At 37.1% G+C, this 13,840-nt stretch carries 11 protein-coding genes; 1 reads left to right on the top strand and 10 read right to left on the bottom strand.

Annotated features, from left to right (window positions below):
* Positions 1–32 precede the first annotated feature (32 nt).
* Entirely contained in the window at positions 33–1,313 is a 1,281-nt protein-coding gene (gene surA, locus ERCILAFE3058_RS03165; RefSeq protein WP_157989985.1) for a peptidylprolyl isomerase SurA, read from the top strand.
* Between the two features lie 1,194 nt (positions 1,314–2,507).
* Here surA and ispF read toward each other — a convergent pair.
* The 10 genes from ispF to cysJ all read right to left on the bottom strand — a co-directional run bounded on the left by ispF (position 2,508) and on the right by cysJ (position 13,458).
* Positions 2,508–2,984 carry a 2-C-methyl-D-erythritol 2,4-cyclodiphosphate synthase gene (ispF, locus tag ERCILAFE3058_RS03160; RefSeq protein ID WP_157989984.1) on the bottom strand — a complete coding sequence of 159 codons (477 nt, stop codon included), beginning with the start codon at positions 2,982–2,984 and terminating at the stop codon, positions 2,508–2,510.
* A 9-nt stretch (positions 2,985–2,993) separates the two neighbouring features.
* Positions 2,994–3,704: a 2-C-methyl-D-erythritol 4-phosphate cytidylyltransferase gene (gene ispD / locus ERCILAFE3058_RS03155; RefSeq protein WP_414973857.1), complete on the bottom strand. Its 711-nt coding sequence runs from the start codon at positions 3,702–3,704 to the stop codon at positions 2,994–2,996.
* 119 nt (positions 3,705–3,823) lie between these two features.
* Positions 3,824–4,111 carry a septum formation initiator family protein gene (locus tag ERCILAFE3058_RS03150; protein WP_157989982.1) on the bottom strand — a complete coding sequence of 96 codons (288 nt, stop codon included), beginning with the start codon at positions 4,109–4,111 and terminating at the stop codon, positions 3,824–3,826.
* Between the two features lie 210 nt (positions 4,112–4,321).
* Entirely contained in the window at positions 4,322–4,927 is a 606-nt protein-coding gene (gene cysC, locus ERCILAFE3058_RS03145) for an adenylyl-sulfate kinase (protein WP_157989981.1), read from the bottom strand.
* A gap of 12 nt (positions 4,928–4,939) precedes the next feature.
* Positions 4,940–6,361 carry a sulfate adenylyltransferase subunit CysN gene (cysN, locus tag ERCILAFE3058_RS03140; RefSeq protein WP_157989980.1) on the bottom strand — a complete coding sequence of 474 codons (1,422 nt, stop codon included), beginning with the start codon at positions 6,359–6,361 and terminating at the stop codon, positions 4,940–4,942.
* A 9-nt stretch (positions 6,362–6,370) separates the two neighbouring features.
* On the bottom strand, positions 6,371–7,279 hold the full coding sequence (gene cysD / locus ERCILAFE3058_RS03135) for a sulfate adenylyltransferase subunit CysD (RefSeq protein ID WP_157989979.1): 909 nt from the start codon (positions 7,277–7,279) through the stop codon (positions 6,371–6,373).
* Positions 7,280–7,338: 59 nt separating this feature from the next.
* Positions 7,339–8,715 carry a siroheme synthase CysG gene (gene cysG / locus ERCILAFE3058_RS03130; protein ID WP_157990083.1) on the bottom strand — a complete coding sequence of 459 codons (1,377 nt, stop codon included), beginning with the start codon at positions 8,713–8,715 and terminating at the stop codon, positions 7,339–7,341.
* A 464-nt stretch (positions 8,716–9,179) separates the two neighbouring features.
* A complete protein-coding gene (locus ERCILAFE3058_RS03125) occupies positions 9,180–9,917 on the bottom strand; it encodes a phosphoadenylyl-sulfate reductase (RefSeq protein WP_157989978.1) in 738 nt (245 codons plus the stop codon).
* 11 nt (positions 9,918–9,928) lie between these two features.
* Complete coding sequence (gene cysI / locus ERCILAFE3058_RS03120) at positions 9,929–11,644, bottom strand: assimilatory sulfite reductase (NADPH) hemoprotein subunit (RefSeq protein WP_157989977.1); 1,716 nt, start codon at positions 11,642–11,644, stop codon at positions 9,929–9,931.
* Positions 11,644–13,458, bottom strand: coding sequence for an NADPH-dependent assimilatory sulfite reductase flavoprotein subunit (cysJ, locus tag ERCILAFE3058_RS03115; protein ID WP_157989976.1), 1,815 nt, complete (start codon positions 13,456–13,458; stop codon positions 11,644–11,646). Before cysJ ends, cysI begins: the two co-directional genes overlap by 1 nt.
* Positions 13,459–13,840: the final 382 nt, after the last annotated feature.

Here is a 13,840-nt window from a genome sequence, read left to right as displayed (position 1 = left end):
CCATACAGCCTGGATACCAGAACGGAAAAGGTATGATTAACTGGAATATATTACTCTTTACTGTAGTTTTAATACCTAGCATGGCGTATTCCAAAGTACAAGTGCTAGATAAAGTTGTTGCTATTGTTAATAATAGTATCGTTTTAGATAGTGATGTTAATAGAATCATGCAATCTGTACAGAGTCAGGCTAAACAGTTTGGTCAGAGCCTACCTGATGAAAAAGAAGTGCGTTTTCACATTATTAATAAACTAATTACAGATAATATTTTTTTACAAAAAGCAGAACAAGTTGGACTACGAGTTAGTGATTCGCAACTAGACCAAGTAATTATTAATATCGCCAAGCAAAATAAAATGAGTATAGACCAACTGTATAAAAATGTGGCTGATCAGGGATTAGATTATTTTCACTATCGTGAACAAATTCGTCATGATATGACTGTATTAGAATTTCGTAATCGAGAGTTACGTCATCGTATTAGGATTTTACCTCAAGAAGTTGATTCATTAGCAGATCAGATCCATTTGCAACGTCGTTCCAGTGTAGAATTTAATCTTAGCAGTGCTCTATTTCCCTTATCAGGTAACCCAACTAATAAACAATTATATGATCAAAAAAATATAGCAAATGAGTTTGCCCGGAAAGTGAAAGATGGTTTTGATTTTCGTAGAGTTAAGATTCCTCATGTGTTAGATGAGGAGGTAATACCCACAAGAGAGATGGGATGGCGAGGAGTACAGGAGCTACCATTTTCTTTTATTCCTGAACTTTTAAATGCACATATAGATAGTGTAATTGGCCCAATTCAATCTAGAATTGGGTGGCATGTTTTAAAAGTGAATGATATTCGTGGTGACATAAAGAAGAATTTAGTTACTGAGTTGCATGCTATGCATATAATGTTAAAGAACTCACCAGATATGTCATCTCAGCAAGCGAAGCAAAAAATTTTTCGAGCCTCAGAAGACATTAAGTCTGGTAAATCATTGCATCAGGTATCGCAAGAGTTATATAGGGATGTGAGAGCTGTATATAAGGGCGGGGATTTAGGTTGGGTTTCCATTGGAATGTTTGATCCACAGTTTCACGCGACTCTTCGTAAAATGAAAAAAGGTCAGATTAGCAACCCAGTGCACTCTATGTTTGGGTGGCATATAATGTATATTATAGGCACTCGTACAGTAGATCAAACAAATGATATGTACAAAAATGAGGCTTATCATTTGTTGTTAAATCGTAAATTTTCTGTCGCACTCGAACAATGGATAGCGGATGAACGGGCCGCAGCCTATATACAAGTGTTGCCTTAGAAAACAGTCCAGTCGGATTATGTGATTGTATACGTGCTAGACTAGGCATCAGAATAGTATATACATCTATAATAATAGTCTATAGGAACAGTCTTGGCGAATGTTTAAGATATTAGTATAACATATTGTAGTGTCCCCACATTCCACATGTTTTTGATATTTTGTGATACATTATCAGCAATTACGATATTGTCAGTCTTTTTGAAAGTTTAAATAAAATGTATTTTTCATGAGCTGGTGAAGGAGTAATATTATTTAATATAATAGTCATTACATATAAACATTATGAGTGGAAATTAGCAGTAGTATTTGTTTTGAATTATTCTGCAGAGGGAAGCTATATTAGGCTCTATGCACATAATACTCATATTTATCTTATTTTTATCCACATAAGAGCGGGAGATATGAGTTCAGTTTTCTCATCTCCCAATCTATTGGAAAATTAGTGAATATGTAAACTCGATGGTAGTATCTGTATTGTGGAGTTCTTGAATGCTAGAGCAAAAGCAGATTATTGAGACTGCTATCTTATACATTATGTAATTTAATAGATATTTTCATCATTGATTTATAAAAATCTGCGATTGTCATGGCAAATATCAAGTAGATTTGTTAATTTTTTTCAGAAATCAGTAGTATAATATTGATTATTTATTATAATCAAAAAGGACACATACTTACAGATATATTGCGCGATAGATACGTAAGTAGAATATATCATCAATGATAGTGATTTCTTTTGATGGATCATATACCATCAATAATTGCATGATTTAGCATGTTATGAAAAAATTTAACATATATAGTGAGCTTACGAATACAAATAGATCTGTGTGATTGCAAAACGATAGCAGTTATACATAAAGTAAAATAAAATTTCAGCCATGCCATTGCTAATGATAGAGTCATCATCTTTGAGGTGATATAGATCGTTGATCATGCGAGATTGTAGAGTGATTTTTTATTAATAAGAGTAGTTTGTGAGTACACTGTAATGTCAGGTGCCTTGTTTTTGTTACAGTTATTTTATGCGCATAATAAATAAAAAAACAAGAGGGCTTAAATATTGCAAACAATGCATGTTTTTATATTGTTATGATGTATGATATATGCTACAAGCCATTCAAGAGAACAACTATCATCATAGCATAAGGGCATCTATATACGATAGAGATGCTACATTCTTTTTCTCTGCTAAACTCTAGTTAATAATACGACAGCTTCACAGGCAATGCCTTCATTATGTCCAATAAATCCTAGATGATCTGTAGTGGTCGCCTTAACATTCACATTATCTATATTTATACCTAAATCCTTGGAAACATTTATACGCATTTGCATAGTATATGGTAAAATTCTTGGTTTTTGAGCAATAATAGTCATATCAATATTATTCACAGAATATTTTTTTTCTGAAATAGTGTGTATGACTTTACGAAGAAGCACGCGACTACTTACATCTTTATAAGTAGGATCGGTATCTGGAAAGAGTTGGCCCATATCTCCTAGTGCAGCTGCGCCAAGTAGCGCATCAGTTAATGCATGCAAACATACATCCCCATCAGAATGGGCCACCAGACCTTTTGTATATGGAATAGTAACGCCACACAAAATTAATGTCTTCTTCGTGCCTCCAAAAGCATGTACATCAAAACCATGACCAATGCGCATATCGTATCCCTATGAATGTTCTCGTGTTGTAATATAAAAATGTGCTAAGGCTAAATCTTCTGGATGGGTAATTTTTAAATTATCGCTACGTCCGCTAATTAATTCAGGATAATATCCACAGTATTCTAAAGCTGACGCTTCATCAGTGACATCTTTACCATCACTTAATACTTTTTCTAAGCATTTTCTTAGTAATTTGCGTGGAAATAATTGCGGTGTTAATGCATGCCATAGAAATTCTCGTTTAACGGTATAGTGAATATGATTACACCCTTCTATAGCACGTTTTATTGTATCACGTACTGGCACTGCTAAAATGCCACCGATCTGACTACTTATGGTAAGAGTCAGAAGGCGATGTAGGTCTTCATGGCGTAAACAAGGGCGAGCTGCATCATGAATTAAAACCCATTCCGCAGGAGGTGATGCTTGCAGAGCTGCTAATACTGAATCTGTGCGTTGTGGGCCACCTTGTACAGTGGTAATACGTAAATCACGTGCTAATGAAAGGTGCTGAAAGTGTATATCGGAGGGGTGTAAAGCGACCACTATTCTTTGAATCTTTGGGTGCTGTAATAATACATCTAGACTGTGTTCTAGAATCGTTTTGCCGCAAATAGTAAGATACTGTTTAGGAAATTGCGATTTCATGCGACGACCGTTACCTGCAGCCGGTACTATAGCCACTAAGTCGATTAATGTCGTATTATTATTCATAATCGTCGATATTTCTATTTATATAATTTTAATTGGTTATACAATGCTTTCATAAGAGTGTTATATCATGATGATAAAATATACTGTTGTAGTTTATATAACATAGTTAGTATATTACACAACTATGCATCAATAGATTTTTTTACTGTTATACTATTATCAGTCTTCTGGACTGGGGTAATCTCCGTTGGAGATAATTGTCTTTCTTCAGGATTTTTAACACTATGGTATAAGTTATTAATTTTTGCACAGAGTTGTTCATTGCGTATTTTAAGCACAGCATTACGTTGTTGCTGACACATAAGATTTTTCTTGATATAAATAAAATCATTTAGCCCATTTTTTCCTAACCAGAGCGAATATTGAAGCCAGCTTAAAGTCACTAGTAATAACACTGTTAATTTTTTCACATGGCCTCTTTGAAGAACATTGTGCTATATAGTATAGCGTAGTATGGCTATTTATTGGATGATCCGGACATAACATGGTGAAAAAACTTCCCTACACTGGTTTGGTGTTTATCACCATATGATGATCACTTTATATAAAGAATATAAAAATCCATGGTATCAATCTAGATTGTCTTAATACAAGTTGCCATTTATCTGGCATGATGTTTTTTAGTATGTGATGATTTTGCACACACGTAATAGATCTAATACCTGATGCGTTAAAGATGATAACTTATGGGTTCCATCTAATCGAATATCAGGTTGCAATGGAGCTTGGTATTCTGTATGAATACCAGTAAAATTCTGCAAATCTCCCCTTCGAGCTTTTTTATATAGACCTTTAGGATCACGTAATTCGCAGATTGAAAGTGGTGTGTCAACAAAAACCTCTAAAAAGCATTCTATTGGTAATACTTTGCGTACTAGTTGACGTTCAGCACGATAAGGCGAAATGAGCGCAGTTAATACTACCAATCCAGCATCTACCATCAGTCTTACAACTTCGCTAACTCGACGAATGTTTTCCTTACGATCATGATTAGTAAAGCTAAGATCTTGACATAAACCATGCCTAAGATTATCACCATCCAATAAATAACTGCTCACACCCATTTGATACAGCTCTTTTTCTACTTCACCTGCAATAGTAGATTTACCAGAACCAGATAAGCCAGTAAACCACAATGCCATACCTTTATGCCCGTGTAGCTTTTCACGCAATGCCCGAGTGATTAAATGAGAATGCCATACCACATTCTGATTATCTTGGATCATATTATTTACCTATTATTTTAGATCACATACGCCCCAGTGTGGAAAATAGCGACATATTAAAGCTTTTAATTCCACCTCAAAAGAGAGTGGATTGGTACTGTTGTCTGTCAGTGGATTAGGCAATATTTTATGAATCATTCCAGCACCAACGGTAGCATTATTTAGACGATCAATGATAATCATTGCACCAGTAACTTTGTTTTCTTCATAAGGATCTACGGGAAGCAGCTCATCAAAGATGACATCTATGCGGCCAATGGCATTAAGTGAAAGATTTTTAGTAGGATGTTTAGTTAAGTTATTAATATCAAACTGATACTCAATATTTTTTACATGTATCGAGGTAGTTTTGTTAGCGAGTTTCACATCATAAGTATTACCGGGAACAAGTGGTTGTTCGGACATCCAGACTACATCTATGCTTACTGTTCTAACTGGTATTAGTGTTTCCTGTGCATCCACCACGAGATCCCCGCGGCTAATATCAATTTCGTCCTTCAAGACTACTGTAATAGCTTCTCCTGCGACCGCATGATGCAGGTCTCCATCAAACGTAGCAATACGCATAACAGTAGATTGTATTCCACTAGGTAAAACTTTAATAGGCTGTCCTATGTGTAGTCTACCAGAAGATAACGTACCAGAATAACCGCGAAAATCGAAATTTGGACGATTTATATATTGTACCGGAAATCGCATGGATTGTGTGTCTGTCTTGCGATATATGTCAATATTTTCTAACATATCCAGAAGAGTGGGGCCTGTATACCAAGGTATTTGTCCGCCAGGTTCAGTAACATTAGTACCTTCTAGGGCTGATACAGGCACACAATATATGTTAATATCATTGGGCAGCTGTGTAGAAAAATGAAGATAATCCTGTTGTATTTCGTAAAATTTCTCCGAACTATAATCCACTAGATCCATTTTATTAATGGCTACAATTAAATATTTAATCCCCAACAGAGTAGAGATTAAGCTATGACGACGAGTTTGACTAAGCACCCCTTTGCGTGCGTCAATTAATAGGATTGCGAGATCACAAGTGGATGCACCAGTAGCCATGTTGCGTGTATACTGCTCGTGTCCTGGTGTATCAGCAATAATAAATTTACGGCGATTAGTAGCGAAATAGCGATATGCAACATCAATAGTAATGCCTTGCTCACGTTCAGCTTGCAATCCATCTACTAGAAACGCTAGATCTAGTTTGTCTCCTTGTGATCCATGACGTTTGCTATCACTCTGTAATAAGGCTAGTTGGTCTTCGTATACTTGCCGTGTATCGTGTAATAATCGACCAATAAGCGTACTTTTACCATCATCAACACTACCGCAAGTAAGAAAACGTAATAAGTGTTTATTTTTTTGTTTTTTAATCCATTCTTCTGCGGCTATTGGATCGATAATATCTTGTTGAATTCTAGTGCTCATGCTTGCTCCTTAGAAATAACCTTGACGTTTTTTAAGTTCCATAGAGCTAGTTTGATCGTGATCAATCATGCGACCTGTGCGTTCACTTGTCGTAAAAAGCAACATCTCTGCGATAATAGAAGGTACTGTATATGCTGTTGACTCCACTGCTCCGGTTAATGGCCAGCATCCGAGGGTACGAAATCTTATCATGCGTTGTTCAATCTGTTCACCAGGCTGAAGATTAATACGATGATCGTCAATCATAATTAGCATTCCATTACGTTTTACAATAGGACGCATAGCTGCTAGATAGAGAGGCACAATCTCAATTTTTTCTAGGAAAATATATTCCCAAATATCTATCTCCGTCCAGTTAGAAAGAGGAAAGACACGGATACTTTCACCTTTATTAATTTTTCCATTATAATTACTCCATAATTCTGGACGTTGATTTTTAGGGTCCCAGCGATGAAACTTATCACGGAAAGAATATATTCTTTCTTTAGCACGCGATTTTTCTTCATCGCGCCTGGCACCGCCAAACGCTGCATCAAAGCCATATTTATCGAGTGCTTGTTTAAGCCCATCTGTTTTCATAATATCTGTATATCTAGCGCTGTTATGTATAAATGGGTTTATACCCATTTCTTTTCCTACAGGATTGCAGTGAACTAATAGCTCCGCGTTAATTTTTTTAATAACACGATCACGAAATTCATACATTGCATGAAATTTCCAGCCAGTATCTATATGTAGAAGGGGAAATACTATAGTGCCTGGATAGAAGGCTTTTCGCGCTAAGTGCAACATGACTGAGGAGTCCTTGCCGATAGAATACATCATCACCGGATTAGTGAACTCTGCCGCAACTTCGCGGATAATATAAATGCTTTCTGCCTCTAATTGACGTAAATGAGTCAGTTTGTTAGAATCCATAATATATCCTTAAAAAATATACAGAAAAATTTATCATAGAGTGGTCATGGTTCATATCATTATTCTGTAGCCTGATACCAGGCTAGGTGGCGATGCAAGTTAACAACTGCACCTATGATAAATAATGTTGGTGCAGCGGCATAAAGTGCTAGTTCTGGTAGATTACGCAGTGTTCCTATGAGCACATTCTGATCTTTACGTGTACCGCGACTAATAACAGCTACCGGTGTAATGGGATCGCGACCATGCTTAATTAATTGACGAGAAATATCAGTTACTGCTATAGAACCCATATAAATTACTAACGTTTGGTATGGATGCACTAGTGTTTCCCAATCTGGGACTATACCATTAGAGTGACAATGTCCAGTCATAAACAATACGCTTTGAGCATAGTCTCGATGTGTTAATGGAATACCTGCATAAGCAGTGGCACCAAGGGAAGCAGTAACACCAGGTACTACTTGGAATGGAATACCAGCCTCTGCTGCGGCTTGTATCTCTTCGCCCCCTCGGCCAAATATAAAAGGGTCGCCGCCCTTTAAGCGCACTACACGTTTGCCTTCCCGAGCTAGCGTGACAAGCATGTTATTAATCTCTTCTTGGGTGATACTATGATCATGAGCACGTTTTCCCACACAGATACGGTCAGCATCACGTCGACCTAAATTAAGTATTTCATCACTCACTAGATAGTCATACAATAATACATCAGCTAATTGCATAACCTGTAATCCTCTTAACGTCAGAAGACCGCTGTTGCCTGGACCGACTCCTACCAGTATGATTTCACCTCTTGAAATATTTATATTAGATAACTGATGGTTGAGCGTGCGTTTAGCTTCCTCTAGCTTACCCACGGCCATTTGACTCGAAAAAATACCAGTAAAGGCTTTATCCCAGAAATGACGACGATCTGATGGGATAGCAAAACGTTCTTTAACTTTGTCGCGCCATTGATCAGCTATTTCTGCCATCTTACCTAGGTGCGATGGCAGTAGTGCTTCCATTTTTTCACGTAAAAGTCGTGCTAAAGTAGGGGCGGTTCCGCTAGATGAAATAGCTATGATTATTGGGGTTCTATTAATAATAGAAGGAAAGATAAATGAACAGAGTGGTTTATCGTCAATCACATTTACAAGAAGATACCGATTAGTAGCATCTTGGTAAATTTGACCATTAAGTTGAGAATTATTTGTAGCAGCGATAACTAGAAATACCCTTTCTAATTGCTGAATATGATAATACTTCGCTAACCATTCAACATTTTTTTGTTCTGTCATGGTTATTAATGGTTTACATAATTTACAAGCAACTATTTGTACGCATGCTCCAGCTTGTGTTAGTAGTTCAATTTTACGTGCAGCTATATGGCCACCACCAACTACTAGTACTGGTTTTTTTCTTAGATCAACAAAAAGAGGAAGATAATCCACATGAACCTTCACGGTAACATAAGCTGGTATATAGTACTATATACGCTAGATTACAGCATAGTAATAGTACTACTGAGAATAAGTCATTACTAAATAATGTCATGCAGCCATCAATGTCATTACAAAATTTCTTGAGGATATGAGACTGTCCATGATATGAATATGATAAATATGCTTTTACTAGTTTTCTAGTTACGTAGGTAACTTGTCATTGCCTTTTTCATCTTGGTAAAGTTCTCCCATCAGTCAGTGCAATAGATTGTTTTTCTGGTATGATTATTTTTAATCGTACGTTATATGCTTGAGTAACCACTCAACATTTCATATATTTACATGGTTTTATAGTGACAAATAGCGTCTCTTTCGGGATGTTTATTTCCATTAAAGCCAATGATATATGTGACTGTTAGATTAGGATGAATTAATCGCTTCTGTAGTTGAAAACTACATTTTTTCCTCTTTTATTATGGGTCTTCGTGGATACCACATTCACGTTTTAGGCTAAAAAAACGTGTTTCTTCGTCTGTCATTCCTGGTTTCCATTTTTGAGTAGTGTGCGTATCTCCAACTGATACATAACCTTGTTCCCATAAAGGATGATACTTCAGATTGTGTTTTTTTAGATATTGAAATACTTTCTGGTTATTCCAGTCAACGATAGGAAGAAGTTTAAAAATACCTCTCTGAATAGTAAGAAAGGGGAGGTGTGAGCGACTACGAGATTGATCGCGGCGTAAACCGGCAAACCAAGTCTGTGCTTTGAGTGTTTTAATCGCTTGCTGTAGGGGTTCTACTTTATTCAGCTGGTTATATTTTTCAATCCCCTGTATCCCTTGTTCCCATAATTTACCGTATCGTGCTTCTTGCCACGCAGGGCTATATGTGTGACGAAAAACCTGTAAGTTAAGGTGCATCTCTTGAGTTAACTGATCAATAAATCGGTATGTTTCTGAAAAGAGATAACCGGTATCAGTGAGGATCACTGGTATGTCTTGTTTTTGTTGTGTCACAAGATGTAAACTAACTGCTGCTTGTATACCAAAACTAGAGGTTAAGATCACCTGTTCTGGTAGGTTTTCTAACCCCCAGCTCACGCGATCTTCGGCGGGTAGCTGAGAGAGTTTTTTATTCATACTATCCAGTGTGACTTCACGTTCTATTTTTGACATGCTATTTAGTTCTATTAACGTCACTGTGGCCATCTATCCCTCCATTAATTCCAGAAGTCATGAGCTGGGTTCAGTATTGGTTGAACGATACCACTGCGTATTGCAAAATCACCAAAACCTTCTTCTTGAGCACGCTCTTGTACCCATTCTTTAATTAAGCCATCTAGGATGACAAGGCTATCCTGTAAACTAACGTTTTCGCGGTATATGCGAGGAATTCTCGTACCAATACGATTTCCCCCTAGGTATAAATTATATCGCCCAGGGGCCTTACCTATTAAGCCAATTTCAGCTAGCAGTGCACGAGCACATCCGTTGGGACAGCCGCTAATACGCAGAACAATGTAATCGTCTTCTATTCCGTATTTTGCCATGATTTCCTCTATACATGTTATAAATTTTGGAAGAATGCGTTCTGCTTCCGCCATTGCTAGAGGGCAGGTTGGAAAAGAAACACAAGCCATAGAGTTTTGACGTTGATGACTAACATTTCTCATTAGGCCATATAAGCGTGCTATATGTTCAATGTTGTTTTTTTCGAATTCCTTAACCCCCGAAATAATTAAGTTTTGATTGGCGGTTAAGCGAAAGTTTCCTTGATGAGCTCGGGCTATTTCTGCCATGCCTGTTTTTAACGGGCGATTATGGTAGTCTAGTAGACGACCATTTTCAATAAATAGAGTGAGGTTCCATGTATTGTCAATTCCTTTTATCCAGCCAAACCTATCCCCACGAGTCGTGAATTGATAAGGGCGTGTTGGCTCAAAATTCACACCAGCACGGCGTTCTACTTCAGCCTTAAAGATATTGAGGCCGACACGATCCAGGGTGTATTTAGTTTTAGCATTTTTACGATTAGTACGATTTCCCCAATCGCGCTGTATAGACACCACTGCTTCTGCGATATCAAGAACTTTGTTTACTGGAAAATAACCAAATTCACTGGCTGTGCGAGGATACGTAGCCTTATTGCTGTGCTCGATAGAGAGACCGCCACCAATGAGCAAGTTAAAACCGGTTAAAGCCCCCTGCTCAGTGATTGCAATAAAGTTCATATCGTTAGCGTGCAGATCAACCTCGTTGTGTGGTGGAACGACGATAGTAGTTTTAAATTTACGAGGTAAATAAGTTGAACCAAGAATTGGTTCAACATCGGTAGTCTTGATCTTTTCCTTATTAAGCCATATTTCAGCGTAAGCTCTGGTATGCGGCAATAGATGTTCAGATATTTTTTTAGCCCATTCATATACTTCTTGATGAAGTGTAGATTCCATAGGATTAGAACTACATAATACATTGCGATTGACATCATTTGCAGTACCTAATGAATCTAAATCAATATTATGTAGCATTTGATGCACAGATTGGAGGTGTTGTTTTAAAATACCATGAAATTGAAAAGTTTGACGATTTGTTAAACGAATACTTCCATATAGAGTTTTTTCTTTAGAAAATTTATCTATAGCTAGCCATTGTTTCGATGTTATAACACCACCTGGTAATCTACAACGCAACATCATCGCATGTCGTGCGTCTAGTTTTTGTTCTGCGCGTTCAGCGCGGAGATCACGGTCATCCTGTTGATACATACCGTGAAAGCGAATAAGAGAAAAGTTATCTCCGTTAAAGCCACCGGTTACATGATCATCTAGATCTGCAATAATACTTCCACGAAGATAATTGCTTCTTTCCTTTATGCGTTCCGCATCGACTAGTTTACCTTCTACAACCAAGGGACCCAGATATTGTTTATTATTCATTAGTAGACGTCTCTCTGATAGCGACCTTGAGTGCGTAGATCGTTTAAAAATTCCTCTGCCTCTGCAATATCCATGGCACCAAATTTTAAAATCACTTCTAACAATGCTTTTTCGACATCTTTAGCCATATAGTTTGCATTACCACAGACGTAGATGTGTGAGCCTTCCTGAATCCAGCGCCATATTTCTTTGCTATTGTCATGAATCGCATCTTGGACGTAAACTTTATTTTTTTGATCACGTGACCAAGCTAAATTAATACGAGTTAGCAGGCCATTTTTTACATATTTTTGCCATTCAACTTGATACAAAAAATCTTCTGTAAAGTGTGGGTTACCAAAGAATAACCAATTTTTTCCGCTCGCTCTGTCATGTTCACGTTGCTGCATAAAAGCTCGAAAAGGTGCAATACCAGTGCCAGGGCCAATCATAATTATTGGCGTACATGGATTATTTGGTAAGCGAAAATTGTTATTTGGTTCAACAAAAATACGTATTTCATCATCTACCTGAAGTCGGTCTGCTAAATACCCCGAAGCCCCACCAGTTCTAGCACGTCCATCTATAGAAAAACGCACAATGTTGACTGTAATATGAACTTCATTTTTATTCTCAGCTTGTGAGGAAGAAATAGAATATAATCGTGGTGTGCATGGACGTAAGATACCGATAAGTGTTTCCGCATCTATTGTACTGGGAGCATGTCGAATCATATCAACAATTGGTGTATTTTGTGCATATTTTTGTAGTGTGCATCTATTATTATTGATCTGTTCAATTAAGTATGGATGCTTGGAAATCTTTGCATAGTTTTCAACTATACGAGTGGTATTTACAGTTATTTCATAATACTGGCGTAGCGCTTTTTCTAGAGGGGTAGAACATCCCTTTATTGTAACACTTTCCTCTCCTGTGAGTGAGAGTAGTTCTAGTAATTCTTTCACTAAATCTGGATCATTTTCAAACCATACTCCCAGAGCATCACCTGGCTGGTATTGTAGATTAGACTGCATGAGGTCAATTTCAAGGTGTCTAACATCTTTATCCGATCCTCGGCCAGTGATTTTTTGATTTATTAACAATCGTGCATGTAGTGGATGGTCTTTATCATAAGAGATATTGTTACTATTATGAATATTATCTTTTGAATGAGAATGAGATAGTGGGTAAACCAGAGGTATGAGAACGCGTTTTGTTAAGACTTCAATAAGCTTTATGCGCCACACATGAGCTGTTTCAGAATATTCTACATCAGCATCTACTCTCTCTAGAAGACGTTCAGCACCTAGTTCAGAAAGTCTGTTATCAAATACTTTACCAGCTTGATTAAAGTGTTCGTAGGAAATATCGCCTAGTCCAAATACTGCATATGCACTTGATTTCATATCAGGTGCTTTTTTGGACATCAAGAATCGATGCAATGCTATTGCTTCTTCTGGTGGTTCACCGTTACCCTGAGTACAGGTAATTAAAATAAATATCTTTTCTTGATTAATATTTTTAAATTTATAATCACGAGCGTTTACGAGATTAGCTTTGAATTTAGCCTCTAATAAAGCAGTGTAAAGTTGCTCGGCAAGACCACGAGCATTCCCAGTCTGGGAAGCGGACACTATAGTAATAGTGGGGGTGTCTGTTTCTTCTGAGTGAGAGGTATTACGATTTAGATTGTTTGCTTGATTGCTGAGCCCCCAGAGATAACCAGAAAGCCAGACTAGCTGGAAGGCAGAGCACTCATCTATCACTGTTTGAATATGAGCCATCTGTTGTGGAGTAAGTGGCGATATATTCTGCATAGGTACTTGAATAGTCATTACATCAACAGTTCCCGAGTTAGAAATTAATATGAATAGGGTAAGGTAAGTACGCCAACCGTGAAAGACGGGTTGGTGCTAATTCATAACAAAAATAACTAAACAGTTTTCAGTAAACATACGATGAATACATCATGCATCATGATTTTTGTGTCTTTCAATTAATATTACTATATACGCTGCTTCTCAAGAGATTCATGATGTGACCTGTATTCGATAAGTGTCATATGACTATGGGTAGCGATAATGGTTAATCTATAATAGGGTCCAAATGCAATACCGATATACTAGATGCCATGAAGATTCTTATTGTGTAATTATGATTGCTATCTATATATTACATCATAGGCAGCAGTATGTTTCGAAATTTTTCTATACCCAA

The sequence above is a fragment of the Candidatus Erwinia haradaeae genome, from assembly GCF_900698955.1.
Classification (GTDB): Bacteria; Pseudomonadota; Gammaproteobacteria; order Enterobacterales; family Enterobacteriaceae; genus Erwinia_E; species Erwinia_E haradaeae_G.
Note: the sequence above shows the minus strand (reverse complement) of the source record. Positions and strands in the feature narration are given on the sequence as shown.